22 protein-coding genes are annotated in these 25,383 nt (G+C 34.5%); 8 read left to right on the top strand and 14 right to left on the bottom strand.

Annotated elements, in window-relative coordinates:
• Nucleotides 1-10: 10 nt before the first annotated feature.
• Both ACUXVC_RS03150 and ACUXVC_RS03145 read right to left on the bottom strand, forming a co-directional pair.
• Nucleotides 11-1,069, bottom strand: a complete 1,059-nt coding sequence (locus ACUXVC_RS03150) for a FecCD family ABC transporter permease (protein WP_446025915.1) — start codon at nucleotides 1,067-1,069, stop codon at nucleotides 11-13.
• Nucleotides 1,066-2,070 (bottom strand): FecCD family ABC transporter permease, encoded by a 1,005-nt coding sequence (locus ACUXVC_RS03145; RefSeq protein WP_000925211.1) that lies wholly within the window; start codon nucleotides 2,068-2,070, stop codon nucleotides 1,066-1,068. The genes ACUXVC_RS03150 and ACUXVC_RS03145 overlap by 4 nt, the downstream gene beginning before the upstream one ends.
• 172 nt (nucleotides 2,071-2,242) lie before the next feature.
• On the opposite strand from ACUXVC_RS03145, the gene ACUXVC_RS03140 reads away from it, so the two are divergent.
• Together ACUXVC_RS03140 and ACUXVC_RS03135 are read left to right on the top strand one after the other, a co-directional pair.
• Nucleotides 2,243-3,211, top strand: coding sequence for an ABC transporter substrate-binding protein (locus tag ACUXVC_RS03140; RefSeq protein WP_001010277.1), 969 nt, complete (start codon nucleotides 2,243-2,245; stop codon nucleotides 3,209-3,211).
• A 380-nt stretch (nucleotides 3,212-3,591) separates the two neighbouring features.
• Nucleotides 3,592-4,941, top strand: a complete 1,350-nt coding sequence (locus ACUXVC_RS03135; protein ID WP_000338318.1) for a peptide MFS transporter — start codon at nucleotides 3,592-3,594, stop codon at nucleotides 4,939-4,941.
• A gap of 38 nt (nucleotides 4,942-4,979) precedes the next feature.
• On the opposite strand, the gene ACUXVC_RS03130 is transcribed toward ACUXVC_RS03135, so the two are convergent.
• Both ACUXVC_RS03130 and ACUXVC_RS03125 read right to left on the bottom strand, forming a co-directional pair.
• Nucleotides 4,980-5,159, bottom strand: a complete 180-nt coding sequence (locus tag ACUXVC_RS03130; protein ID WP_000382683.1) for an acid-soluble spore protein H — start codon at nucleotides 5,157-5,159, stop codon at nucleotides 4,980-4,982.
• Nucleotides 5,160-5,350: 191 nt separating this feature from the next.
• Nucleotides 5,351-5,638, bottom strand: a complete 288-nt coding sequence (locus ACUXVC_RS03125; RefSeq protein WP_000081428.1) for an ArsR/SmtB family transcription factor — start codon at nucleotides 5,636-5,638, stop codon at nucleotides 5,351-5,353.
• Nucleotides 5,639-6,457: 819 nt separating this feature from the next.
• Here ACUXVC_RS03125 and ACUXVC_RS03120 point away from each other — a divergent pair.
• A complete protein-coding gene (locus ACUXVC_RS03120) occupies nucleotides 6,458-8,077 on the top strand; it encodes an L-lactate permease (protein ID WP_016083562.1) in 1,620 nt (539 codons plus the stop codon).
• A gap of 39 nt (nucleotides 8,078-8,116) precedes the next feature.
• On the opposite strand, the gene aspA is transcribed toward ACUXVC_RS03120, so the two are convergent.
• From aspA to gloA2, 3 genes are all read right to left on the bottom strand, one after another.
• Nucleotides 8,117-9,550, bottom strand: coding sequence for an aspartate ammonia-lyase (gene aspA, locus ACUXVC_RS03115; RefSeq protein WP_144465680.1), 1,434 nt, complete (start codon nucleotides 9,548-9,550; stop codon nucleotides 8,117-8,119).
• A gap of 173 nt (nucleotides 9,551-9,723) precedes the next feature.
• Nucleotides 9,724-11,022, bottom strand: coding sequence for a hemolysin family protein (locus ACUXVC_RS03110; RefSeq protein WP_000353320.1), 1,299 nt, complete (start codon nucleotides 11,020-11,022; stop codon nucleotides 9,724-9,726).
• 108 nt (nucleotides 11,023-11,130) lie between these two features.
• The gene (gloA2, locus tag ACUXVC_RS03105; RefSeq protein WP_144465681.1) at nucleotides 11,131-11,517 is read right to left on the bottom strand and encodes an SMU1112c/YaeR family gloxylase I-like metalloprotein; all 387 of its coding nucleotides are present in this window, start codon (nucleotides 11,515-11,517) and stop codon (nucleotides 11,131-11,133) included.
• A 91-nt stretch (nucleotides 11,518-11,608) separates the two neighbouring features.
• On the opposite strand from gloA2, the gene ACUXVC_RS03100 reads away from it, so the two are divergent.
• The 3 genes from ACUXVC_RS03100 (at nucleotide 11,609) to ACUXVC_RS03090 (ending at nucleotide 15,487) form a co-directional block, all read left to right on the top strand.
• Nucleotides 11,609-12,787: a NupC/NupG family nucleoside CNT transporter gene (locus tag ACUXVC_RS03100; protein ID WP_089170402.1), complete on the top strand. Its 1,179-nt coding sequence runs from the start codon at nucleotides 11,609-11,611 to the stop codon at nucleotides 12,785-12,787.
• Nucleotides 12,788-12,973: 186 nt separating this feature from the next.
• Entirely contained in the window at nucleotides 12,974-13,990 is a 1,017-nt protein-coding gene (locus ACUXVC_RS03095; RefSeq protein ID WP_002153524.1) for an LCP family protein, read from the top strand.
• Nucleotides 13,991-14,224: 234 nt separating this feature from the next.
• Nucleotides 14,225-15,487, top strand: coding sequence for a VanW family protein (locus ACUXVC_RS03090; protein WP_144465682.1), 1,263 nt, complete (start codon nucleotides 14,225-14,227; stop codon nucleotides 15,485-15,487).
• A gap of 42 nt (nucleotides 15,488-15,529) precedes the next feature.
• On the opposite strand, the gene ACUXVC_RS03085 is transcribed toward ACUXVC_RS03090, so the two are convergent.
• Together ACUXVC_RS03085 and ACUXVC_RS03080 are read right to left on the bottom strand one after the other, a co-directional pair.
• Nucleotides 15,530-15,802, bottom strand: a complete 273-nt coding sequence (locus ACUXVC_RS03085) for a hypothetical protein (RefSeq protein ID WP_098126956.1) — start codon at nucleotides 15,800-15,802, stop codon at nucleotides 15,530-15,532.
• A gap of 16 nt (nucleotides 15,803-15,818) precedes the next feature.
• Nucleotides 15,819-16,337, bottom strand: a complete 519-nt coding sequence (locus ACUXVC_RS03080) for an RNase A-like domain-containing lipoprotein (protein WP_000822706.1) — start codon at nucleotides 16,335-16,337, stop codon at nucleotides 15,819-15,821.
• Nucleotides 16,338-16,735: 398 nt separating this feature from the next.
• On the opposite strand from ACUXVC_RS03080, the gene ACUXVC_RS03075 reads away from it, so the two are divergent.
• The gene (locus ACUXVC_RS03075) at nucleotides 16,736-17,284 is read left to right on the top strand and encodes a TVP38/TMEM64 family protein (RefSeq protein WP_144465683.1); all 549 of its coding nucleotides are present in this window, start codon (nucleotides 16,736-16,738) and stop codon (nucleotides 17,282-17,284) included.
• Nucleotides 17,285-17,347: 63 nt separating this feature from the next.
• On the opposite strand, the gene ACUXVC_RS03070 is transcribed toward ACUXVC_RS03075, so the two are convergent.
• From ACUXVC_RS03070 to ACUXVC_RS03060, 3 genes are all read right to left on the bottom strand, one after another.
• The gene (locus ACUXVC_RS03070) at nucleotides 17,348-19,048 is read right to left on the bottom strand and encodes a M4 family metallopeptidase (RefSeq protein ID WP_098126954.1); all 1,701 of its coding nucleotides are present in this window, start codon (nucleotides 19,046-19,048) and stop codon (nucleotides 17,348-17,350) included.
• Between the two features lie 168 nt (nucleotides 19,049-19,216).
• Nucleotides 19,217-19,342, bottom strand: coding sequence for an NprX family peptide pheromone (locus ACUXVC_RS03065; RefSeq protein ID WP_000720172.1), 126 nt, complete (start codon nucleotides 19,340-19,342; stop codon nucleotides 19,217-19,219).
• A 1-nt stretch (nucleotide 19,343) separates the two neighbouring features.
• Nucleotides 19,344-20,615: a tetratricopeptide repeat protein gene (locus ACUXVC_RS03060; protein ID WP_095691430.1), complete on the bottom strand. Its 1,272-nt coding sequence runs from the start codon at nucleotides 20,613-20,615 to the stop codon at nucleotides 19,344-19,346.
• Between the two features lie 198 nt (nucleotides 20,616-20,813).
• On the opposite strand from ACUXVC_RS03060, the gene ACUXVC_RS03055 reads away from it, so the two are divergent.
• Nucleotides 20,814-22,277: a nicotinate phosphoribosyltransferase gene (locus ACUXVC_RS03055; protein ID WP_000150179.1), complete on the top strand. Its 1,464-nt coding sequence runs from the start codon at nucleotides 20,814-20,816 to the stop codon at nucleotides 22,275-22,277.
• Nucleotides 22,278-22,480: 203 nt separating this feature from the next.
• Here ACUXVC_RS03055 and ACUXVC_RS03050 read toward each other — a convergent pair whose 3' ends face one another.
• Both ACUXVC_RS03050 and ACUXVC_RS03045 read right to left on the bottom strand, forming a co-directional pair.
• Nucleotides 22,481-24,847: a heavy metal translocating P-type ATPase gene (locus ACUXVC_RS03050; protein ID WP_000796571.1), complete on the bottom strand. Its 2,367-nt coding sequence runs from the start codon at nucleotides 24,845-24,847 to the stop codon at nucleotides 22,481-22,483.
• A 23-nt stretch (nucleotides 24,848-24,870) separates the two neighbouring features.
• Nucleotides 24,871-25,248: an ArsR/SmtB family transcription factor gene (locus ACUXVC_RS03045; protein ID WP_000918378.1), complete on the bottom strand. Its 378-nt coding sequence runs from the start codon at nucleotides 25,246-25,248 to the stop codon at nucleotides 24,871-24,873.
• Nucleotides 25,249-25,383 lie beyond the last annotated feature (135 nt).

The raw sequence follows: 25,383 nt of genomic DNA, 5'->3' as shown, positions 1-25,383 counted from the left end.
TCATCTCCCTTTATGAATTCCGACTTTTATAAAGTAAATAAATGAAATAAGGTGCACCAATTGCTGATGTAAATACCCCTGCTGGAATTTCAAGTGGTGTGAAAATTGTACGCCCTATTAAATCTGCAGCAAGTACTAGAATTGCACCGACAATAGCTGCAACTGGGAGTAATGCACCGTATAAAGAACCAACTAATCTTCGTGAAATATGAGGTGCCATTAAACCGACAAATCCAATCCCTCCGGCAAAAGCTACCGCACCACCAATTAAAGCTGTACTAAGTAATAACATAAATACACGCGACTTCGTTAAAGGAACCCCAAGTCCTACCGCTATATCATCCCCTAGCTCTTGTGCATTTAAATGCCTAGCTGCGATAAATGATATTACTGTTAAAATGAGAACCCAAGGCGCAAGTACCATAACATTTTGCCAAGAAGAGCCGTAAACGGTACCCGTAATCCATACATTCGCTTGGCTCGCTTGATAAATTGGTGCTACCAACATAAATAATGTTGTCGCCGCCTTCGTTAATGCCCAAAATCCAACACCAATTAAAACGAGACTAATTGGTGATAATCCATCATTTTTCCATGCAAATAAGTATACAAAAACCGCTACAATCGTTGCTCCTGCAAAAGCTGCGAGCGGCATATAATGAATACTTACCGTTAGTGCATTATTTTTATCACTAAATAGCGCTAGAAATAATACAACTGCGACACTTGCCCCGCCCGTAATCCCGATGATATCAGGAGAAGCAAGTGGATTTCGAACGAGCCCTTGTAAAATACAGCCCGCTACCGCAAGCGCAATTCCTACGAGGATAGCAATTAAAATACGCGGCATACGAAACTTATTTACAACCATATTTGACATTGCATCGCCATTTCCGGTAATTGCTTGCCATACGTCATAAGGAGCAATTTTCATGTCTCCCATACCTGCGCTCGCAAAGAATAATCCTATTAAAACAACTAGTAAACTTAACAAGACGAGACAAGCTCGTTTATACATTAAAAACGAGAGCTCGCCTTTTCCTATACGAAACGGAATATATTTCTTCATTTGCTAAGCCCTCTCTTACGTGCAATATAAATAAAGAACGGTGCTCCAATAAATGCTGTCATAACTCCTACTGGTACTTCTTGTGGCATAATGACATATCTTGCTGCTATATCAGCCAATATTAGTAGTATTGCACCTAACAATCCGCTATAAGGTACTCTCCATCTGTGGTCAACTCCAACAAGAAATCTAGCAAAATGCGGAGTAATAATTCCAATAAATCCAATTGGACCAGCAACCGCAACTGAACCACCAGACAATAGTACAATAATAAGTAACACGAATGATTTCATTAAAATTGTTCGTTGTCCAAGTCCTTTCGCGACGTCTTCTCCCATCATCAATGTATTTACTTTCCCTGCCATCATAAGAGATGCAATCCATCCTATTAATAAATATGGGAATACAGATTGTAAAATTTCTAACTTTCTCCCTTGCACAGATCCAGCAAGCCAAAATAATACCTCTTCAAGTGCTTTTTCATTTAACACAAGTAATCCTTGTGTTAATGATGAAAATAACGCACTAATTGCGACCCCTGCTAACGTTAACTTCAGAGGAGTAGTCCCTTCTTTTCCTAAAGAACTAGAAGCAAATACAAGTACAGCGGCAACCGCCGCTCCTAAAAAGGCAATCCATGTGAAAGCTGATAATGATGTTACTGAAAAGATTACAATTGCTACAACTATGAAGAACGCAGCACCTGAATTTAATCCAATAAAATCTGGAGAAGCAAGTGGATTCTTAGTTAAAGTTTGCATAAGACAACCCGCGATGGCTAAACTAGCACCAACACTTGCTGCTATAAGTGCCCTTGGAAGGCGCACATTTTGAATAATAATATGTTCATTAGAACCATTAAAATGGAAAAAAGCATCTAGCGCTAATTTCCAGCTCGTATTTGTATATCCGAAAATAATACTTCCCCAAATACAAATAACGACTGCAATGATTCCAACAAATAATCCAATCCATTTTGCTTGATTTGTTTTTAATAACATGCAGCGTTTCCCCTTCAATGTATAATGATACGTTGTAAGTGTATTTCAACTTAATTCTTATTGTCAACGGAAATGAGAATTATTTTCAACCATATGTATTGACAATCAAAAGATAAAGGCTTAATATCATGCTTGCTATTGAAAAATATTCTCAACATGTAGGGGGTACATAATGAATTTCATGCGGAAGAAATCGTTTACAGTATTTGTATTTTTACTAGCATTTTCAATGCTTTTAAGCGCTTGTGGAAAATCAAATAACAAAGAAGAATCTACAAAAGAAGATAATAAAAAAGAAGTGGTTACTGTAGAACATGCAATGGGTAAAACAGAAGTTCCTGCTAATCCAAAACGTGTAGTTATCTTAACAAATGAAGGAACTGAAGCTTTACTTGAATTAGGTGTGAAACCAGTTGGTGCTGTAAAGTCTTGGACTGGTGACCCATGGTATCCACATATTAAGGATAAAATGAAAGATGTAAAAGTTGTTGGTGATGAAGGACAAGTTAACGTTGAAACAATTGCTTCTTTAAAACCAGACTTAATTATCGGTAACAAAATGCGCCACGAAAAAGTGTACGAACAACTAAAAGCAATTGCACCTACTGTATTCTCTGAAACATTACGTGGTGAATGGAAAGATAACTTCAAATTTTATGCAAAAGCATTAAATAAAGAAAAAGAAGGTCAAAAAGTTGTAGCTGATTACGAATCACGTATGAAAGATTTAAAAGGCAAACTTGGTGATAAAGTAAATCAAGAAATCTCTATGGTTCGTTTCATGCCTGGTGATGTTCGTATTTATCATGGTGATACATTCTCTGGTGTTATTTTAAAAGAGCTTGGATTTAAACGCCCTGGCGATCAAAATAAAGACGACTTTGCAGAGCGTAACGTATCTAAAGAACGTATTTCTGCAATGGATGGCGACGTATTATTCTACTTCACATTCGATAAAGGAAATGAGAAAAAAGGCTCTGAATTAGAAAAAGAATATATCAATGATCCGCTATTTAAAAATTTAAATGCAGTGAAAAATGGTAAAGCATACAAAGTTGATGACGTTATTTGGAATACAGCTGGTGGTGTAATGGCTGCTAACCTACTATTAGATGATATCGAAAAACGCTTTGTTAAATAATTTTATTCTAACCAGCTCTCTCTTTGATGGAGCTGGTTTTTTCATTTCACTGAAGTGTCACATTATTTCATTTTGTATTTTTATTCCCAATATGTTATATTATAAAAGTAAATAGAATATATTTTCTCTATATCAGAATAGATGTTGTAATCTAAATTTTCTGATTAATCACTATTTTATTTTCTTTTAGAATTCAATTATTACATTTGAAAACGCTTATCATCTCGTTTTCAGGGCAAAATACAGTAACGGTCGAAGAAAAATAGAACTTTTTTAGAAATTTTCTTTCTATTTCCATATAATTCTATTGACTTCTAAATATTTTGTAAATTAAAATGATTACATAAATATCCGTTATACAGGATTAGGGGGAAACAAAAATGGATGCAGCTTTAAAATTAGACAAAGCTGGAGAGCAACAATCACCAAAAAAACATCCACCAGGGTTATACTTGTTGTTCTTTACAGAAGCATGGGAAAGATTTAGTTATTACGGAATGCGTGGCTTATTAGTTCTTTATTTAACAACGAGCTTAGTAAGTGGCGGTTTAGGATTTGATAAAGCAGTTGCCGTTCAAATTTACGGTATTTTCACAATGTTAGTATACTTCACACCGATTCTCGGCGGTTGGTTAACTGACCATTTCATTACGAAACGACATGCCATTACTATTGGCGGTATCATTATGGCTATTGGTAACTTCGTACTATTTTCAATGAATACGAAAACTGGACTATTTTTAGGATTAGGCTTATTAGTTATTGGTAATGGATTCTTCAAACCAAATATTTCGACTTTACTAGGTCAATTATATAGCGACAACGATTCTCGTCGTGATAGTGCCTTCACTATCTTCTACATGGGAATTAACTTAGGAGCTCTTATCGCTCCATTCATTTGCGGTTACTTCACAGATTACAAATATGGATTCCTAACAGCTTGTATCGGTATGATCATTGGACAGGTTGCTTTTAATTTCTTAGCACCTCGTTACTTAGGAACAATTGGTACAACTGTTGTAGGTAAAAAGTCTAAAGAAAAGACTGCAAAAGTAATTGAGAAAAAACCTTTAACATCACAAGAGAAAAAACGTACAGCTGCAATTTTAATTTTAACTTGTTTCGTTGTATTCTTCTGGGCAGGCTTTGAACAAGCTGGTAGTTCTTTAACACTTTACACAGATAAGTTCGTAGATCGTACAATTGGTGGATTTACAATTCCAACACCTTGGTTCCAATCTGTAAACCCACTATTCATTATCTTACTAGCATTACCTGTTTCAGCTTTATGGATTAAACTTTCAAAAACAAAAAATGGTGATTTAAAAATCCCTACAAAAATGGCTTTCGGTATGATTTTACTAGGAATCGGGTACTTAGTTTTAACTTTAGCTGTTCTAAAAACTGGTAGCGATGAAGGTAACATTACAATGAAGGCAAACTTACTATTCATTGTATTCACTTACATGTTCCATACAATCGGTGAATTATTCTTATCACCAATCGGATTATCTATGGTTAGTGCAATCGCTCCTGTTAAATTAGCATCATTATTAATGGGTGTATGGTTAGCTGGTACTGGATGTGCAAACTTCTTAGCAGGACAATTAGCTGCTTTCACTCAATCTTTAGGATATTTAGAAGTATTCGCAAGCATCGGTATTATCGTAATCGTACTGGGATTAGTACTTCTTATGTTCTCTAAGAAAATTGCACATATGATGGAATAACAAAAAAGACGCTTCTAATTTTAGAAGCGTCTTTTCTATTACTTCTCCTCTAAAGCCGTCACGTTCACGTGAACGCTTTCTCCAGGATTAGATACATCATACACTTGAGCAACCCCGCTCTGCTCGTCACAGCTCTCAATCCATACTGGTACGCCCTCATATGTAACGTCAATTCTACTTGAAGAAGATAAAATTTGCTTCACACGTTTTACATCCATACTACTATCCCTCCTTTTGCTTACTACACTCCTTTCTATTTTTTCTTTTCCTTTTAGAATATATTCCGTAAGGCAGCATGTTGATTGATAGTCATTTCTTCCTCACATGCTAATATTTACTCTCTCGCTACCTTTCTGACAAATAAAAAAAGACGTATATTCTACACGTCTTTTTCCATAATATTCAAATTTTAAGAAAATAATGTTTTTACTACCGCACTTACTTTATCATTATGGATTTGGTAATACACTTCTAATCCTCGTCTTTCAAAGCGCACTACTTTATTTTGCTTTAGCTTCGTTAAATGTTGTGAAACCGTTGATTGCGGAATTTCTAATACTTCCTGTAGTTGTGTTACATTACATGTTCCTCTTTGCATAAGTTCCATTACTAGACGTAGACGAAGTGGGTGAGCTAACGCTCTTAACATTTGTACATCTTCTTCTGAAATACGACATTCGAATTGATTTTGGCTCATAAAGTTCCCCTCATTTTCGTTTTTATTTGCGTTTTTATGTTCTTTTTATTTATTTATATATCTGTTCTTATATTTCCTGTTACGACATAACTTTATCAACCTATAAAGCCGAAAAATTTTTCCATTTTCATCAACAAAAATTCAGGAAAAAATCCTTGTTGATTTTGAATATTATACTATATGATATAACGAAAAAGCAAAATAATGGCCTACGAATACTTTGCTTGCAAACGTTGTTTTATCAGGCTTTTTGTTATATTTTCACCTCATTGAAATGCACAGTAACGGTATTGTAAAATACCGTCTATAATTGATAACCTATCGTAATGTAGCTGAACTATACTTAACCTCTTTGTTACGCTAAAAGGAATTTTCAGTAAAAAGAGATGATGTGGTATTAAAAATTTGTTTCTAATTTTTTATTCGTATTGCAAGCGGTTGGACTATTGCGCAAAACTTCCTATTAAATCCACTCACCATTCCTCCCTCACTAGATCAAACAGGACAGATCAGTTCATATATCAAACTTTATACTCGATATAAAAGATGGCATCTAATATACGCCTATAAGGAACATGCCATCTGAATAAGCAAAATAATATGCAAATAACTTATACAGCACACTTAAATTCATTTGAGTGTGTTTTTTGTCTACTTTATGAACAAAGCTTTTCTTTTAACACTATTATGGAATAATTATACTTTTTTACGTTGACAATAGTGTTGAAGGAGAATATACTAAGCATGTAAGTTGATTGTGAATAGTTTCACAAATAATGTGAATTTCTTCACATATAATAGATAGGAGTTGTCATTATTATGAGTACTTGGACACAAATTTATGACCCATTAAACAATATTTGGTTATCTGCACTAATCGCAGCACTTCCAATCTTTTGTTTCATCATTTGTTTAATGGGATTCAAAATGAAAAGTTACATGGCTGGTCTTTATAGTGTGATTGTCGCTATTATCCTTGCAATATTTGTTTATAAAATGCCAGCAACAGTAGCTGTAGCATCTGCCGGGTTCGGTGTTTTATCTGGATTTTATCCAATTTGTACTATCGTTATCGCCGCAATTTTCCTTTACAAATTAACTGTTAAAACAGAGCAATTCAATATTATTCGCGATAGTATTTCAAGCATTACAAATGATCAACGTTTACAAGTATTATTAATCGCTTATTCTTTCGGTGCTTTCTTAGAAGGCGCAGCTGGTCTAGGGGTTCCAGTTGCTATTACAGCTGCACTACTTGTAGGTATGGGATTTAACCCATTAAAAGCAGCAGGTATTTGTTTAGTAGCTAATATCGCTGGTGGTGCTATGGGTGCTATGGGTATTCCAGTTACAGTACCAGCACAATTAACTGAACTTGACGCATTAACTATCGGTCGTCAAACTGTTCTTATTCTACCTTTCATTAGTATCATCTTACCTTTCTTACTTGTTTCAATGGTCGATGGAATTAAAGGTATTAAAGAAACTTGGCAAGGTATTCTTGTAAGTGGTGTTTCTTTCGCAATTACTCAGTTCCTTGTAACTTACTTCTTAGGCGCAGAACTTACTAACATTTTCGCAGCCGTTGTAAGTATGATTGCTCTTGCATTATTCTTACGTGTTTGGCAACCAAAATCTTCTACTAAAGAAGAAAAACAAGAAACTAAAGTATCACATACATTCAATCAAATTTTATATGCTTGGTCTCCATTCGTATTCTTAACTGCATTTGTAACAATCTTTAACTTAAAACCGATTAAAGCTTTATTTGCTCCAGATGGTGCGTTAGCAAACTTAGTATTTAACATTCAGTTCCCTGGTCTTCATAATGCTGTTATGAAAACTACACCAATTACAAAAGCTGATACACCTTTCGCAGCTGTTTTCAAATTCGATGTATTCTCTTCTACAACTACTGCGATTGTACTAGCAATTATCGTTTCACTTATCGTTTACCGCGTAAAAGGTAAAATGGTTAAAGAATTAATGATTGAAACAATGAAAGAATTAAAAGCTCCAGTATATACAATTTGTAGCGTTATCGCTTTAGCTTACGTAGAGAACTACTCTGGTATGTCATCTACACTTGGACTTGCATTCTCTTCTACTGGTAATGCATTCCCAGTTCTTTCTCCAATCTTAGGATGGATTGGCGTATTCATTACAGGTTCAGTAGTTTCAAGTGGTTCTTTATTTGCACCACTTCAAGCAGTAACAGCAGACCAGTTAAACATCGTTCCTTCTACACTCGTTGCCTTAAATGTAGTAGGTGGTACAATGGCAAAAATGGTTTCACCACAATCTGTAGCAGTTGCTTGTGCCGCAGTTGGACTAGTTGGTAAAGAATCTGCTCTATTTAAAACAGCAATGAAATACAGTTTAATTTTCCTAGCTGTTATTAGCTTACTTCAATTAAACGCTGTATTTAATATCTTTTAAAAATAAAACACCGATCCAAATGGATCGGTGTTTTTCACATTACATTTTTTTATTTTTTAATAAAGAAGCTCCAGCAATTTCAGGGTGAGTCATTTCGAATGGATCTAAAATAATATCCAATTCCTCTTCTGTCAGTACACCATGTTCTAAACATAACTCCCTAACAGATTTTCCTGTTTCAATTGCTTCACGTGCAATACGAGATGCTGCTTCATAACCAATATGAGGATTAACTGCTGTAATAATTCCAACACTTTTCTCAACATATTGCTTCAGCAATTCTTCATTTGCTGTAATTCCTTCAATACAATATTCACGGAATACACGGAATCCATTATTCATAATACTTATAGATTGAATTAAATTAAATACAAGCACAGGCTCCATTACGTTTAACTCTAATTGTCCTGCTTCTGATGCTAAGCAAATTGTATGATCGTTTCCGATTACTTGGAATGCGACTTGGTTAATCACTTCTGCCATAACTGGATTTACTTTACCTGGCATAATCGATGAACCCGGCTGACGTGCTGGCAATTGAATTTCAGCTAACCCAACACGTGGCCCAGACGCCATAATACGAAGATCGTTTGCAATTTTAGACATGTTCATCATACATACTTTGAGTGCTGCAGATACTTCTGTGTATGCATCTGTATTTTGCGTTGCATCAACTAAATGCTCTGCACCAACAAGTGGGAATCCACTAAACGTTCTTAAATGTTTTACTACTTGTTCAATATACGTAGGATTTGCATTTAATCCTGTACCAACAGCTGTCGCCCCCATATTCACTTCATATAAATGTTGACGAGACTGTTTAATTCTTTTTATATCACGCGCAAGCACTCGGCTATACGCTTCAAATTCTTGCCCAAGGCGAATTGGAACTGCATCTTGTAAATGTGTGCGTCCCATTTTAATAACGTGATCAAACTCTTTTGCTTTTTTACAAAAAGCAGAATGAAGTGCTTCCATTGTAATAAGAAGCTCTTCTAACATCATAAGAGTTGCAATATGAATCCCTGTTGGAAACGCATCGTTCGTTGATTGGGCCATGTTCACATGAGTGTTTGGGCTAATTTTCGCATACGCCCCTTTTTCATACCCCATACGTTCTAACGCTCTATTCGCAATTACTTCATTTGTATTCATATTAATAGAAGTTCCGGCTCCGCCTTGAATAGGATCCACGATAAATTGATCATGAAACTTTCCATCAACAATTTCTTGCGCTGCTTCTGCAATTTCATATCCAATGTCTTTAGCTAAGTAACCAGTATCTATATTCGCAAGCGCCGCCGCTTTTTTCACAATTGCCATTGCTGTAATGAGTGATGGATGAATGCGATATCCTGTAATTGGGAAGTTTTCTACGGCACGTAATGTTTGTACACCATAATAAGCTGCACTTGGTACTTCTTTTTCACCTAAAAAATCTTTTTCTATACGTATATCCTTCGTTGCTATCATTTTTATCACCTATACTTTTTCATTCTAAATCCTTATCCAAAAAATCCGCCCTCTAAAAACACGAGTATCATTCAGAAGAATTTTTCAGTATCCACCTTCACTATATAGCACCTTTTTTGAAAGCGCAAACATTTATTTTTCTGTATATCCTTTTTATTAAAGTTTATAGAAAATCATTCTTCTACTTTCCTTATTTCCACTCGTTTAATTTGATGCATATCCTTTTCAAGGACTTTAAAATAAAAACCGTGTTTCTCAATAACATCTCCTTCAGCAACGATTTGTTTTTGTACCATAATCCAGCCACCAATTGTATCTACATCATCAGCAATTAAATGTATGCCAAGCAAATCATTTACTTCACTAATAAGCACTTTTCCCTCTACGATTTTATAACCTTCACTTACATGCTCTATAGGTGGATTCTCATCTTCATCGTATTCATCTCGAATTTCTCCAACAATTTCTTCTAAAATATCTTCTAGTGTAACAATCCCTGCTGTACCACCATATTCATCATACAATACAGCTAATGGTATGTGTTTTCTTTGCATTTGTAATAGTAAATCATGAATTGGAATATTTTCTAGCACTTCAATAACTGGCCTTGTATATGGCATAATCGAGCACTCCTCGTCCCGATTCCCATCCATATAACGAATAAATAAATCTTTTACATTAACCATCCCAATAATTTCATCTTTATCTTCACCAAATACAGGATATCTCGTGTATTTTTCTTGTGCTATTACTTTAATATGTGTTTCAAATGGTTCGTCCTCATATAAGCCTACAACTTCCGTACGAGGTACCATAATTTCTTTTGCTACTCTATTATCAAATTCAAAAATATTATTTACATATTTAAATTCCCTTTGGTTAATCTCTCCGCTCTCATAGCTCTCAGATAAGATTAACCTTAATTCTTCTTCTGAATGAGCTACTTCATGTTCAGAAGCTGGATGTAATCCGAATAAACCAGTTACAACCCTCGCTGAACCATTCAACGCCCAAATAAACGGATACATAACTCGGTAAAAATAAATAAGCGGTTTCGATAACAATAAGCTAACTTGTTCTGCTTTTTGTATAGCAAATGTCTTTGGAGCAAGCTCCCCAATGACAACATGTAAAAATGTAATTACTGCAAAGGCAATAATAAATGAAACTGTACTGGAAATCGCAGGTGAGAATTGTAATTTTAAAAACAACGGCTCGAGTAAATGTTTAATGGTTGGCTCTCCTAACCACCCGAGCCCTAAAGCAGTAATTGTAATACCTAGCTGACAGGCCGATAAATATTCATCTAAATTTGAAGTTACCTTTTTAGCTGCCAGTGCACCTCGTCTTTTTTCGCTAACGAGTTGATCAATACGACTGCTACGTACCTTAATAATTGCAAATTCAACAGCCACAAAAAATGCTGTTAACCCAATAAGAATGACTACCATCAATAATTTTAAAATATCCACATATGTCCTTTAGCTTTCTTAGCTAAAGTTACACCTCCTTTTAAAAAGAAGTTTCACTTTAGTTTCTTCAATTATTGGAAAGCAACTCTATATAAAATCCACCAATTTTCAAACCTCATACAATTCTAAAGGTAAACCATCGGGATCTTGGAAAAAGACGAATTTCTTCTCCGTTATTTCATCAATACGGATCGATTCTGTCTCAACACCACATTGATTTAAATGCTTCACAGCTTCTTCTATATTTGTAACAGCAAATGCTAAATGTCTAAGACCTGCTGCTTCTGGAAAACTTTTGCGCTCAGGCGGATTTGGAAATGAAAATAATTCGATTTGATACTCTTCTCCTACACATAAATCTAATTTATAAGAATCTCGTTCCTTTCTATATACTTCATTAAGTTCTTTAAATCCTAATATTCTAGCATAAAAATACTTTGACGTCTCATAATTCGAACAAATAATTGCAACGTGATGCACTCTACATATATTCATACTCTCTCTATTCCTTTCTTTACCAAAGATGCATATTCTCTCTTGAAATGAAAAACATATATAGCAGAATATCTCTTTTAGGGGGCTTATCATGAAATTCATTACTTTTTTCGTCGGACTAATTGTTGTTTTCTTGCTCGCTTATATTGCTAGCAATAATAAGAAGCATATTAAATTTAAACCAATTTTTATCATGCTTATTATACAGTTAATTTTAACCTATTTACTACTAAATACAGAAGTCGGCCTCATACTAATTAGAATCATTTCCAGTTTGTTTACCAAGCTACTCGAGTATGCTGCTGATGGAATAAATTTCGTATTTGGTGGTCTTGCAAATAAAGGTGAAATGCCATTTTTCCTTAATGTATTATTACCAATCGTCTTTATTTCTGTTTTAATTGGTATATTACAACATTTCAAAATACTACCATTTTTTATTCATTGGATCGGGTACTTTCTTAGTAAAATAAATGGTCTTGGGAAATTAGAATCTTACAACGCTATTGCCTCTGCCATTGTCGGCCAATCAGAAGTTTTTATTACAGTGAAAAAGCAATTAGCTCAAATTCCAAAACACCGTCTTTATACACTTTGTGCCTCTGCTATGTCAACCGTATCTATGTCTATCGTAGGTGCCTATATGACAATGATTGAACCTAAATATGTAGTAACTGCACTCGTTCTCAATTTATTTAGCGGTTTTATTATCGTACTCATCATTAACCCTTACGACGTTAAAGATGACGAAGATATTTTAGAAATCAAAGGTGAAAAACAGAGCTTTTTTGAAATGCTTGGAGAATACATTCTTGATGGTTTTCGTGTAGCCATTGTTGTCGGCGCTATGCTCATCGGATTCGTCGCATTAATTAGTTGTATTAATGACCTGTTCCTCATTATATTCGGTATTACGTTCCAACAATTAATCGGCTATGTATTTGCACCTATCGCATTCCTTATCGGTGTACCAATTTCTGAAATTGTCGCAGCTGGCAGTATTATGGCAACGAAGCTTGTAACGAATGAATTTGTTGCAATGATGGACCTCAGTAAAATTTCTAATAGCCTTTCTCCCCGTACAGTTGGTATTATTTCTGTTTTCCTTGTGTCTTTTGCCAATTTTTCTTCCATTGGTATTATTTCAGGTGCGGTAAAAGGACTAAACGAGGAACAAGGAAACGTTGTTGCGAGGTTTGGCCTTAAATTACTATATGGAGCTACTCTCGTTAGCATTTTATCTGCAATTATCGTAAGCATTATGTTGTAATTAGGTAAAATTTTATCATTTTCTTATCCCTATCTTTTGTATACAATAACGAATAGATGTCTTATAAATAATCAAGACATCTATTTTTTATACATGTACAATCGCTTTTATTTAGCGTAAAATATTTTTTATGTGTTTGAATACACTTCTAAATGTATACACTTTGATAGTTTTAAAGGAGAAAAAATGATGAAATCCGACACGAACAACAATACGCGAGCCAAAAAAGGACGCTCAAAGAAAAAACGCTTACTTTGGTTCCTTCTTATTCCATTACTAATTGTAGCACTTGGAGCAGGAGGCTACTCCTTCCATATATACAGTAAAGCAAAGTCCGTCTTAAATAATGCTTATGCTGAACTAGGTCGAGGAGATAAGTCCAGCAAACGTGAAAAAGCTGTTAAACCTATGACCGACAACATTTCCGTACTTATTATGGGTGTTGATGAAAGTGAAATTAGGGAAAAAGGTTATGGAAAAGCGACTCGAACAGATGCGTTATTACTTGCAACAATTAATAAAAACGATAAATCCGTTAAACTTGTAAGCATTCCACGTGACTCACGCGTCTACATTAAATCACGTGATAAATACGATAAAATTACACATGCGCACGTATTCGGTGGTGTAGACAGCACAATTGATACGGTAGAGAACTTTTTAGATGTTCCAGTTGATTACTATGTAAAATTCAACTTTAAATCCTTTATTAAAATTGTTGATTCTCTTGGTGGTATTACTGTAGACGTTCCAGTTGAGTTCACAGAGCAAAATAGTAAAGATGAAGCAGATGCAATTCATCTTAAAAAAGGACGTCAACATTTAAATGGAGAAGAAGCATTGGCGCTAGCTAGAACTCGTCATATCGATAGTGATTATATGCGTGGCCAACGACAACAGCTTGTATTAGAGGCCATTGCTGAAAAGGCACTATCTCTTAATTCAATTAATAAAATCGGTGGCCTACTAGACGCTGTCGATAAGGATTTAAAAACCAATTTAACGTTTGATGATATGATGACAATTACAAAAAATTCAATGGATTCAAATTTAAAGATGGAAAAAATGCAAGTAGAAGGTACAGATAAATATATAGGTGGTATTTATTATTACGTTCCAAATGAAAAAAGCGTCGATACTATTTCAACTACCCTTCAAAAACATCTCGGTGTTACGAATAAAAATGAACATAAAAAATTATAATAAAAAGGCTGCTAGATCTTTCTAGACAGCCTTTTTATTATATTTTTCAACATATTTTTCATACACATTGTGACAATAAGTGACAATTATTACAGAGATGTAACATTTTTTATAAAAACATTACACACATAGTGAAAATAATAGTATACTAGTACGTACATAATGTTATTTTCATCATTTTTATACAAAAAATGTAATACATATATTTATACATAAATTTCTGGGGGGAAATAAATGAAGCTAAGTAAAATACTGATTGGTTCTGCAATTGCTGGGGGCATATTACTTTGTGGAGGCGGTGTTGGGGGATATCAATATGTATCCAAATTAAATAATCAATTAGATACTACTACATTACCAAATACTACATTTGAAGGTATTTCTCTCGACGGAAAAAATAAGAAAGATATTCAAGCAATTATTAATCAAAAGGTAACTGAGTTAGATCAAAAATCCCTTACCTACATATTCCAAAACGATAAACAAACTTACACATGGAAAGATTTAGGGATAAATTATAAAGAGAAAGATATTATTGACAAAATCTTCAAAGAACAAGAAGGAAACGTAATGAATCGTTACAAAATGCGTAAGCAAGCTGAAAACGGTGAATTAAAACGTGACTATAAATTAACACCACAATTAAATGCAACAGCTTATGAAACCTTTATAAAAGATAAATATAATGAAACATTAAAAAATCCTGTTAATGCAGAATTGAGTATTGAAGGCTCAACAGTAAATGTTAGTCAAAGCCAAAACGGAGAAAAAATTGATAAAGGGAAACTAAACGGTTTAACAAACGAAGCTATTACTACTGGTAAATCAGATGTTACATTGCCAGTTACATTCATAAAACCCGAACGTTCTACAGAAGACATACAGAAAATGGGTATTAAAGAAGTCATCGCTGAATATTCTACTCCAATGGCCGGCCGTAACGGAAATCAATCATTTAACGTAAATAAGTCAGCCAATACTTTAAGTGGGGTTATTGTCGCACCTGATGAAACGTTTAGTTTTAACGGCCGCGTTGGTGTAACTGATGCTGCACATGGTTACAAATCTGCAGCAGTATATTCACAAGGTAAAGTAATACAAAGTGCAGGCGGAGGAGTTTGCCAAGTCAGTAGTACATTATACAGCGCAGCTTTAAGGGCAGATTTAGGTATTGTTTCTCGAAGCAATCATTCTATGCCGGTAAATTATTTACCACTTGGGCAAGATGCAGCAGTAGCAGATTATGGTCCAGATTTAAAATTTAAAAATAATACGGGCAATCATATTTATATTCAAGCATTTTCAAATGGAGGTAGTATTACTACACGCATTTTCGGTACAAATACTGGTAAAAATGTTGAAGTTTCTTCTCAAGTAATTAGTAGAACTAGTGATAAAATCACAGCGGTTACGTATAAAAAAGTAACACAAAACGGGGAAGTAATATCAAATGGACAAATTTCAAAAAGCGTATATAAAAGCGCTCCAAAAGAATAGATAATATCCACCGAATAGCATAAAGAAAAAGGCGTGATTATATCACGCCTTTTTCTTTTGCAGTAATAGTAAAAAAGTTTCAAGATGGTCTTTCGTTTCTTCTAAAGACCACATACGATTGCCTTGCTTCGCAGCTAATACACACGCCTCTTCCCACGCGTTCTTTTTCTTCATATTTATTAATTCATCACGTAATTTCAAAACAATTTCTTCGTCTTCTTGTTCAATAAACTCTTCCATCACTCTTACTATTTCATCCTCATGAATACTTAACGTACAGTACGATTTAAGAAAGTATTGTAATGTCGTATACATAATGTACTCCCCCTTCTTATTTATCAGATGGATAAGAAGTAATAATCTTAAACCCTAATTCTCCTGACTTATCTCTTGCTAAAACAGTAACAGTTTTTACCAACTTGTCTTTTACACTCATATTTTTCTTTATTACCGTTTTTCCAACCGGGAATGAATGTGTTGTATTTAATACGAGACGAGCCTCTTTAGAATTTTTTAACCAGTCTTGAATTTCCTTATCATGCTGCTTCAAACTATCTTTTACAGCTTTCGTTGCTGTTTCCTTGTCATAGTATGTACTCGCTGCTGATACTTTATCTGTCTTCAAGCGATTCTTCAAATCTTCTTCTGATTTGCCTACATGTCTTTCAATCGTATGACCATTTTTAGGTGGCCCTTCCATTTCATCTAAAATATTATCACTAATTTTTTCTACTGATGTCGATTGATTCCCTGTTTGTTTCTCTGTTTTTTGTTCTTTTCCTGCACATCCACTTAAGATCAGCATTAGTGCCAATAAACCACTCAAGAAAAGACTACTTATTCGTTTCATCATATCACCTCTTTCATGATTATTATCGCAACTTCACTAAAAGTCAATTTCACAACGAAAAAATCTATCAGTTTTCATTTTTTTCATCTATTTTTCCATATTTACCCGCGCAATTTCATCAACCCTCTATTTTTCGACTTCTATAATATATACCCCCTATATTTTATGATTATTTCCCAAATGAAAACACTGATAATATAACTATAAATCTCTTTTATACAAAGGTTTTTATAGTATTTTTTAAAATATTTTAAAATACCCCTGTTTTTACATACCCAATACCCATATAAGGTATTAATACCCCTTCTTATCAACATTCTTCTACATTATGTAAATTTACCCTTGCCTATACAAACGAAATATGGTGTAATGCAAAAAAAGATAAAGGATTTTAAACAATGGCTGAAACGATTCAAAATTTCTTAACAGAATACTATTCAATCGCAATTCCACTTAGTATCTTAATTAACATCATCATTAGTCTTTTAGGTATTATTCCTAGCATCTTTTTAACCGCCATTAATATACAGCTCTTTGGCGTAACAAATGGTACTGTTATTTCGATCGTAGGCGAAGCATTAGGAGCTATTATCTCGTTTTATATTTACCGTATGGGTCTTCAAAAGTTCACTCACGATAAAGTAAATAAGTACCCAAAGGTAGAGCGTCTTCTTTATGTAGAAGGTAGAGAGGCCTTTCTACTCGTTCTATCGTTTCGATTGATACCTTTCATCCCATCAAGTATCGTCACTTTATTTGCGGCTCTAGGTAAGATGTCATTACTCTCCTTCAGTATTGCCAGTACAATAGGTAAAATACCGGCCTTATTGATTGAAGTATATTCGGCATACCAAGTCATGAACGGAACAAATGAAGCGAAGTGGGTTGTAACAATCGCAGGCGTTATTGGATTGTTTTATTTGTGGAAAAAATGGAGAAAAAAATAAAGAAGGAGCATAGGCTCCTTCTTTATTTTTGAGGTATTTTATTAATAGCTATCCGTTAAATCCTTAGTTAATACCAACAGCACTAAATGATTGCTTAACTGCTGCTACTTCAGCAGAATTTGCACCATATAAGTCTGCAGCAGCTTGTACTGCACCAGCACGAGCTTGACTAAATGTAGTAGATTGCGTGAAATACTGTGTATTTGCACGGTAGTAAATCGCACCTAATTTATCTTTACCGATACCAGTTACAGTTACACCGTAATGCGTACCACCATTTGCTAATAAATAAGCTTGTTTATTAATAATGCCGCTGTTTGTATGAACGCCACCGTTATCACTTGAACCAGTGTAACGCTTAGAATAATGGTCTGGATCACCATACTTCGTAGGATCACTCATAGAACGAAGGGCATCTCCTGCTTTACCAGGCGTGTAAATATCTTCACCAATCTCCCAATCTGGGTTACGGTTATCATAGAATTCTACTAAAGTACCAAAGATATCAGAAATCGCTTCATTTAAAGCCCCTGATTCATTTTGATAAATTAAATTTGAACTATTTTCCGTAACAGCATGCGTTAACTCGTGACCAATTACATCAATTCCACCAGATAATGAAGTAAACGTTACACCATCACCATCTCCGTATACCATCTGTGAACCGTTCCAGAATGCATTATTATAATTACTTCCGTAATGAACTGTTGATTTTAACGGAGCTCCTGCATCATTAATAGAATTTCTATTAAATGTAGCTTTATAGTAATCATATGTTTTACCTGCATAATAATGAGCATCTACCGCTGCTGCATCATACGCTGCATTGAAAACATTATCTGCATCTGCCCATAAAGTTCCTGGTAATGTTGAACGGTTTTTCGCATCATATGTGAAAATCGTTGCCCCGCGCGTATTATCTTGTAAGTAGTAAGATGATCCAGATAACGTTGTATTAAGCGACTTCGTATCTCCTAATACACCTTTACCAGTCCCTACTTTATTCGTTCCTGTAACAGGCTTTACAACAGCTTTCGCATCCTGTTTAGGAGCCTCTTGCTTAACTGGTGACTTATCATCATTCGTCACATGATCAATTGTATTAAACTTATTTAATACTTTACCGCTTTCTGCCTCAATGAAATAGTAGTAGTTTCCTGGGCTTGGATCTAAGAAGTTTAGATTTACAACATATGCATATGTTGTTTCCTCACCGTTTTGATATACATATAAGTCCGCTTTTGGTTCTACCTCATATTTCGGTGTTACCCCTAAATCTTGCTGCGCGATTTCAATCGCTTTTGCGCCTTCAATCTTATTTTTATTTTTCAACTTTTCCTTTTTGTCTAAATCAGGTGCAACTGTTCCAGACAATACTTTTAAAGAACCGTCTTTACTTACGTGAGCTACTTGAGTAGAACCCCATACAGGCACTCCTTCGTAAACTTGTTGCATACGTACTACTGTTGAATCAGTTACAGCATCTTTCTTCACTTGTTTCACTTTGAAAGAATCTTGCGCACTCTTTTCCCCTAGCTTGTAATCACCTTTTGCTGCGTTTAAGTAATCAAACACAACAGATTCTGCTTTCTTACCAGTCGCTCCAGTTAGATCACCAGAAATAAACTCAGGTGACTGCACCGTCTCATTGTACTTCTTCGTAGAGAGTACATTTTTAGAATCCGCAAATGCAGAGCCTGTCCCTCCAAACGTTGTAACTGCCATTCCTGTCGCTAACACTAATGCTAAACTCTTCTTTTTCATATAACCTTCCCCCTAATAAAAAATTTTTTTGAAAAAGAGTAGTTTCATATTAGCATTATGTTTCCACTATTAATATACTAAAAATTCAAATAATTTTTTTCTCAAGTTTTGTAGAATTTTGAGGAACAAATATTGAAAAACCCCTTTCCGATTGGAAAGGGGTTTCTGTTAAGAATTTATTAATTCTACTACTTTTTCTCCTTGACCATAAATATCCGATGTCCAAGCATATTGCGGTTCCAATACCACTAATACAGCTACCAAAGCCAAAGCACCAATAATTATTTTTTTCATATTATTTTCCTCCCTTTTCTTCTAATAAATTAATTGCTAATTTATAGTAGTTATTACTTTCCTTAAATTCTAGTAATTCCTCGTGATATCCTGCTAGTTCTAAATACACCATTTTTAATTCCTTTTTATTTTCTTCGCCTCTAAAAAATGGGATTGCCTCAACTTCTAAAAATCTTTTATAAACATCTTTCGTTTCAAAGTATTTATTCTTAAGCATTGAAAGTATATATAGCATACTTTTATACTTTTCATCCCTCTTGGCAACATCTATTCCTTTATTAATCCAATCTTTCGCTTCTTCAAATTCTTTTAATTCAATACACTGCAAAGCGATCTCATACACTGCATCAATATAATTTAAATCCTCTTCCTTTTTGTACTTTAGGCATTGTAAATAATAATCTTTTGCTTTTGAATAATCTTTTAAGTTATAGTACAAGAAGCCTAAATTATTTAAAGCAATAGCTGTTATACTTTCTTTATCAGCAAAAGAATTTGCTTCCCTCAAAATATTATTATAAATAGATAGTGCTTCATTATATTGCTTTTTTTGTATATAACTCAACGCAATAAGTAACTGGCAATTTATCACATAACGGAATTTATATTCATTCTTAAATCCTTCCATTGCTACATTAGCAAAATGTAAAGTCATATGTTCAACTTCTAATTCATTATAAACAAGAGCCAAATTGAAATATATTCCATTCTCATGATAACCTTGTTCCTTTGCCATTACTTCTGTTCGAGTCAAATACTCCAATGCCTTCTTATATCTATGTTGTAAAAAATAATATAACCCTTTGCTATACGTATATAATAATTTTTGGAATGGTGAATACTTTTTGTACATCTTCTTTAAGCTCTCTAACTCTTTTTCGACAGCAGGAAAATCCCTTTTCATAATTAAATAACGTGTATACAGCAGTTTATAATAATTTATAATTTCAAAATCCAACACATGCTTCATTTCACCTTGCAACTCTTCATATATACGTTCTACTTGTTGCTTGTCCAAATGAACTAGTGCATTCAACCATTCATCTAGCTTCCCCTTCACATCTTCTTCTACATCTCTCAAATCCGTCACAGCAATTTCTAGTCTTACGCAGAGCAATTGTAGAATTTCTTCTGATGCTTCGATCTTTCCATTTTCGATCTTACTTAAGTATGAGACAGAACAAATGCCCTGACATAGTTCTTCTTGTGTCATTTTTTGCTGAAGCCGTTTGTAAAAGACTTGTTTGCCTATTTTTTCTAATGTTTGTTGCATTGTCCTCCTCCATTCTCATTACCCCATTACTCTAATAATACATAAAATTTGGAGAAATATAAATTGATAAATATAAATTTTCTAAAAAATATGCATAATTTCATTTTTTTCTCTCTTGACTTCACTTCAATATCTCTTCTTTGCTACGAATGGTGAAAAATTGGTATACTATAACCAAATTATGGAGGTGTTCTCGCGATGACTCATTATAAAGACGATAGTTATGCCTTACATACAGACCTATATCAAATCAACATGGCTTATACATATTGGAAAGATGGTATTCATAATCGCCGTTCCGTGTTTGATTTATACTTTCGAAAGCTTCCATTCGAGAACGGTTATGCTGTTTTTGCTGGCCTTGAGAAAATTGTAGAGTACATAGAAAATTTCAGCTTTACTGAAAGCGATATCGCTTATTTAGCAGAATTACAATTTGAAGAAGAATTCCTTCATTATTTACAAAATATGAAATTCACTGGGACGATTCGTAGTATGCAAGAAGGTGAAGTTGTATTTAATAACGAGCCTTTATTACGCGTTGATGCACCACTCGGTGAAGCACAAATTATTGAAACCGCTCTCTTAAATATTGTGAACTACCAAACATTAATTGCAACAAAAGCAGCCCGTATGAAACATGCTGCAAATAATGATGAGCTTTTAGAGTTCGGCACAAGACGTGCCCACGAGTTCGACGCTGCCCTTTGGGGGACGCGTGCTGCCTTTATTGGTGGTTTCTCCTCTACAAGCAATGTTCGTGCTGGGAAACGCTTTGGGATCCCTGTAGCTGGCACACATGCGCACTCGTTCGTTCAAGCATATCGCGATGAATACGTCGCATTTAAGAAATACGCTGAAACTCATAAAAAGTGCGTCTTTCTCGTTGATACATATGACACATTGAAATCTGGTGTTCCAAATGCAATTCGTGTTGCAAAAGAATTTGGGGATCGTATTGATTTCTATGGTATACGTCTTGATAGTGGTGATATGGCTTATTTATCGAAAAAGGCACGAAAACTACTAGATGAATCAGGGTTTACAAATACAAAAATTATCGCTTCTAGCGATTTAGATGAATACACAATTATGCACCTTAAATCTCAAGGAGCAAAAATTGACGTATGGGGCGTTGGGACGAAATTAATTACGTCCTTTGAGCAACCTGCATTAGGGGCTGTTTACAAACTAGTTGCGATTGAAGATACTGACGGAAAATTAAATGATACGATTAAAATTTCATCTAATCCTGAAAAAATTACCACTCCAGGACTGAAACGAATTTATCGTATTATCAATCGGGTTAACGATCATGCAGAAGGCGATTATATTGCGTTAGATTCTGAAGAACCTGAAAAAGAAGAGCGCTTAAAAATGTTCCATCCAGTTCACACATATATAAGTAAATTCGTAACAAACTTTGAAGCCCGTGAACTGCATAAAGATATTTTCGTTAACGGTGAAAGAACATATGAACTACCAAGTATATTAGATATTCAACAATATAATGAACAGAGTCTCGCTCTATTTTGGGAAGAATACATGCGAACTTTAAATCCCGAAGAGTATCCTGTCGATTTAAGCCAAGAATGTTGGGATCATAAAATGAATTACATTCAAACTGTTCGAGAACAAGTTGAAAAAAACATACAAAAGTAAACAGAGAAGTTTCTCCTTCTCTGTTTTTTCAATACTATATGGATATTTGTAAAAAATATATTAAAATAATACGACGAATGTTTTTTATTTTTAAATTTTAATATTATATTATTTAAAAATAAAATAATATTTGATATTATTTTATTAAATCAATTTCAACAAAATAACCAATAAAAAAGAGGACGCAGGTTGCGTCCTCTTTTTTATAAATCTTTCACTCGTAATACACGCATTGCATTTAACACTGCAAGTAGTGTCACACCAACATCTGAGAAAACAGCTTCCCACATTGTTGCAATACCAAAGGCACCAAGTAATAGAACGATCCCTTTTACACCTAAAGCAAAGATGATATTTTGCCACACTATACTTCTTGTGCGTTTTGCAATTTTTACAGCTGTCGCAATTTTTGAAGGCTCATCAGTCATAATAACGATGTCTGCCGCTTCAATTGCTGCATCTGATCCTAAACCACCCATCGCAATACCAACGTCTGCACGGGCTAATACTGGTGTATCGTTAATACCGTCACCAACGAAGGCAATTTTTTCTTTTCCATGCTTCGCTGCATCAATTTTTTCAATCTCTTCTACTTTTTGTTGCGGTAGTAATTCCGCATGAACTTCATCTAAGCCTAATTCTTTACCGACAGCTTCACCAACTGTTTTTGCATCACCAGTTAACATTACTGTCTTTTTAATACCTAGTTCTTTTAACTTTTGAATCGCTTGTTTCGAATCCTCTTTTACCTCATCAGAAATAACAATATAACCTGCATATTTTCCATCTACAGCAACGTGAACTAATGTACCTACTGTTTCTGGTTGTTTAAATTCAATATTTTCTTTTCTCATTAATTTTGCATTACCTGCAAAAATTTCTTTTCCTTGTACTTTTACGACTGTACCGTGACCAGAAATTTCGTTATAATCATCGATTATTTTTTCATCAATTGATTTTCCATATGCCTTTCGAATAGATTGGGCAATTGGATGGTTAGAATACACTTCAGCAAATGCCGCATACTCTAATAACTCTTCGCTTGTAGTACCTTCGCTCGGTTCCATTTTTGTAACTTTGAAAACACCTTTTGTTAATGTTCCTGTTTTGTCAAAAACAATATATTTTACATCATTTAAAGCTTCTAAATAGTTACTACCTTTTACTAACACACCACTTTTAGATGCACCACCGATACCTCCAAAGAATCCAAGAGGAATGGATACAACTAACGCACATGGACAAGAGATTACTAAGAACACTAAAGCTCTATAAATCCACTCAGAGAATGTAGCTCCTTCTAAAATAAGCGGTGGAATAAACGCCATGATCGCCGCTGTAATAACTACAACTGGAGTGTAGTAACGCGCAAACTTCGTAATAAAGTTTTCTGTTGGTGCTTTTTTACTGCTTGCATTTTGAACTAAATCTAAAATTTTCGATACAGTTGATTCACCAAACTCTTTTGTAACTTCAATTGTTAATACACCGTTTTGGTTCACAAAGCCACTTAATACATCATTTCCAACTTCAACTTCACGTGGTACAGATTCACCAGTTAATGCTGAAGTATCTACCATTGATGTTCCTTCAATTACTTTTCCGTCTAATGGTACTTTCTCACCTGGCTTAACGATAATATAATCGCCAATTTGTACATCTTCTGGTGATACTTGTTTCGTTTCATTCCCAATCTTTACATTCGCATAATCAGGACGAATATCCATTAATGAAGTAATTGATTTTCGAGAGCGGTTTACCGCAATGCTTTGGAATAGTTCTCCTACTTGATAAAATAGCATTACTGCTACGGCTTCTGAATATTGCTGAATTGCAAAGGCTCCTACAGTTGCAATTGCCATTAAGAAGTTTTCATCAAATACTTGGCCGCGAGTTATGTTTCTTACCGCTCTCCAAACGATATCTCCACCTATTAATAAATAAGCAAGGACGAATAACGGAATTGTTACCATTTGTGGTAAGCTCGCTAATGCAGCAATTGCTGTCAAAATTCCGCCGACCACTAATCTCCCTACCATCTTTTTCACGTTTGCTTCACCATGATCGTGACTATGTCCGTGGTCATGACCGTTCTTCTCTTCACGAACAACTTTCACATCTGGCTCTAACTTTTGAACGACATTTGTTATATTTGCTACAGTTGCTTCTAGTTCTCTTTTATTCGCAACTTCTACTCGTAGTTTCTTCGATACGAAATCAACAGTTGCTTCTGAGACAGCTGGCATTTCCTTCACTTTATTTTCAATTTTCATTGCACAGTTCGCGCAATCTAAACCTTCTAATATAAATACTTCTTTAGCAATTTTATTTTTTTGTTCTTCTTGCACTTTAATATGCGGTTCTAATTTTGTAACGAGTTGTTTTGCTTCCGTAACAACTTCGTTTTCTTTATTTTGTGCTGTTTCTAAGATCATTGTCTTTGTTGCGAAGTTTACAGAGCAAGAATTTACTCCTTCTATATTCCCAACACCTTTTTCAATTTTCATTGCACAATTCGCACAATCTAAACCTTCTAACATCAGTTTCTTTTTCACTAACGCTTCAGCCATCGTTCTCCCTCCTCGCGTTCTTTTTATTCTTCTTCGTTTACGTGTTCAAACGCTTGCTCGAAGATATGAATTACGTGCTGGTCAGCTAACGAATAATAAACAACCTTTCCTTCTTTACGATTCTTCACAAGTTTCGCTTGCTTTAACACACGAAGCTGATGCGAAATAGATGATTGTGTCATTCCTAATAAATAAGCTAAATCACAAACGCACATTTCAGCTTCAAATAGCGCATGTAATATTCTCGTACGTGTACGGTCACCTAATACTTTAAATAGTTCTGCTACTTTACTTAAACTTTCATCAGTTGGAATTGTTTGTTTTACTTGCTCAACAACTTCTTCATGAATTATCGTTTGAGAACATGTCTCTTGTGGTGTTTCTACTTTATTTCCAGCCATTATAGCTCACCTCTTTAATTGAACATATGAACAATCATTCATATATCTTATACTCTTATTATATGAGCGCCTACTCATATGTGTCAATGAAATCTGAATTTTTTTATGAACATTTCGTTCACATTTTAGTAAGGC

The organism is Bacillus sp. N6 (assembly GCF_052805735.1).
The sequence above is the reverse complement of the archived record's forward strand: the minus strand, read 5'-3'. Positions and strand labels throughout refer to the sequence as shown.

Excerpts from the sequence above, each read along its gene's own strand:
- ACUXVC_RS03070 (WP_098126954.1), bottom strand. The coding sequence starts at position 19,048 with ATGAAAAAGAAGAGTTTAGCATTAGTGTTAGCGACAGGAATGGCAGTT.
- ACUXVC_RS03140 (WP_001010277.1), top strand. The coding sequence starts at position 2,243 with ATGAATTTCATGCGGAAGAAATCGTTTACAGTATTTGTATTTTTACTA.
- ACUXVC_RS03050 (WP_000796571.1), bottom strand. The coding sequence starts at position 24,847 with ATGGCTGAAGCGTTAGTGAAAAAGAAACTGATGTTAGAAGGTTTAGAT.
- ACUXVC_RS03135 (WP_000338318.1), top strand. The coding sequence starts at position 3,592 with ATGGATGCAGCTTTAAAATTAGACAAAGCTGGAGAGCAACAATCACCA.
- ACUXVC_RS03065 (WP_000720172.1), bottom strand. The coding sequence starts at position 19,342 with ATGAAAAAAATAATTATTGGTGCTTTGGCTTTGGTAGCTGTATTAGTG.
- ACUXVC_RS03075 (WP_144465683.1), top strand. The coding sequence starts at position 16,736 with ATGGCTGAAACGATTCAAAATTTCTTAACAGAATACTATTCAATCGCA.
- ACUXVC_RS03145 (WP_000925211.1), bottom strand. The coding sequence starts at position 2,070 with ATGTTATTAAAAACAAATCAAGCAAAATGGATTGGATTATTTGTTGGA.
- ACUXVC_RS03080 (WP_000822706.1), bottom strand. The coding sequence starts at position 16,337 with ATGAAACGAATAAGTAGTCTTTTCTTGAGTGGTTTATTGGCACTAATG.
- ACUXVC_RS03150 (WP_446025915.1), bottom strand. The coding sequence starts at position 1,069 with ATGAAGAAATATATTCCGTTTCGTATAGGAAAAGGCGAGCTCTCGTTT.
- aspA (WP_144465680.1), bottom strand. The coding sequence starts at position 9,550 with ATGATAGCAACGAAGGATATACGTATAGAAAAAGATTTTTTAGGTGAA.
- ACUXVC_RS03060 (WP_095691430.1), bottom strand. The coding sequence starts at position 20,615 with ATGCAACAAACATTAGAAAAAATAGGCAAACAAGTCTTTTACAAACGG.
- gloA2 (WP_144465681.1), bottom strand. The coding sequence starts at position 11,517 with ATGAATATATGTAGAGTGCATCACGTTGCAATTATTTGTTCGAATTAT.
- ACUXVC_RS03090 (WP_144465682.1), top strand. The coding sequence starts at position 14,225 with ATGAAGCTAAGTAAAATACTGATTGGTTCTGCAATTGCTGGGGGCATA.
- ACUXVC_RS03120 (WP_016083562.1), top strand. The coding sequence starts at position 6,458 with ATGAGTACTTGGACACAAATTTATGACCCATTAAACAATATTTGGTTA.
- ACUXVC_RS03045 (WP_000918378.1), bottom strand. The coding sequence starts at position 25,248 with ATGGCTGGAAATAAAGTAGAAACACCACAAGAGACATGTTCTCAAACG.
- ACUXVC_RS03100 (WP_089170402.1), top strand. The coding sequence starts at position 11,609 with ATGAAATTCATTACTTTTTTCGTCGGACTAATTGTTGTTTTCTTGCTC.
- ACUXVC_RS03085 (WP_098126956.1), bottom strand. The coding sequence starts at position 15,802 with ATGTATACGACATTACAATACTTTCTTAAATCGTACTGTACGTTAAGT.
- ACUXVC_RS03125 (WP_000081428.1), bottom strand. The coding sequence starts at position 5,638 with ATGAGCCAAAATCAATTCGAATGTCGTATTTCAGAAGAAGATGTACAA.
- ACUXVC_RS03055 (WP_000150179.1), top strand. The coding sequence starts at position 20,814 with ATGACTCATTATAAAGACGATAGTTATGCCTTACATACAGACCTATAT.
- ACUXVC_RS03130 (WP_000382683.1), bottom strand. The coding sequence starts at position 5,159 with ATGGATGTAAAACGTGTGAAGCAAATTTTATCTTCTTCAAGTAGAATT.
- ACUXVC_RS03095 (WP_002153524.1), top strand. The coding sequence starts at position 12,974 with ATGATGAAATCCGACACGAACAACAATACGCGAGCCAAAAAAGGACGC.